This is a genomic window from Acinetobacter sp. NIOH-H-8 (assembly GCF_046635365.1).
Lineage (GTDB): Bacteria > Pseudomonadota > Gammaproteobacteria > Pseudomonadales > Moraxellaceae > Acinetobacter.
The window spans coordinates 1-389 of record NZ_JBHDVN010000354.1 but is presented as its reverse complement, the minus strand read 5'-3'; the positions used below and the strand labels follow the sequence as shown (position 1 = coordinate 389).

Here is a 389-nt window from a genome sequence, read left to right as displayed (position 1 = left end):
ATAATCGCCTGCACAATCAACCTGTGGTCGTTGTTGTCTGCAATGCCTTGCACAAATGACTGGTCAATCTTGATTTCACTGACGGGGAATTTGTTTAAATAACTGAGGGCGGAGTAGCCGGTGCCAAAGTCATCTAGCGAGATTCTAAAGCCCATGCGATCAAGGGATTTTAAGGTTTTTTGAATATGCAGGTTGTCGCTCAGCAGCAGGCTTTCGGTGATCTCTAAGGTGATCCATGCCGGGTTGCAGTGGGTTTTCTTTAACAGGTGCCGGATGGAGTTGAGCAGGTTGTTATGGATAAACTGGCGGCTGGATAAGTTGATGGCGACGGTGATGGGATCTGTGCGACCGGTGTTCCACCTGACGGCATCTTTAAAGGCGGTTTGCAT

Annotated in this window: 1 protein-coding gene; it reads right to left on the bottom strand. The window is 48.6% G+C overall.

The window, feature by feature from the left end; translation table 11 throughout:
- Nucleotides 1-389, bottom strand: a 389-nt coding sequence (locus ACEWB7_RS18625) for an EAL domain-containing protein (RefSeq protein ID WP_411581179.1), incomplete at both ends; no start/stop codon positions are given.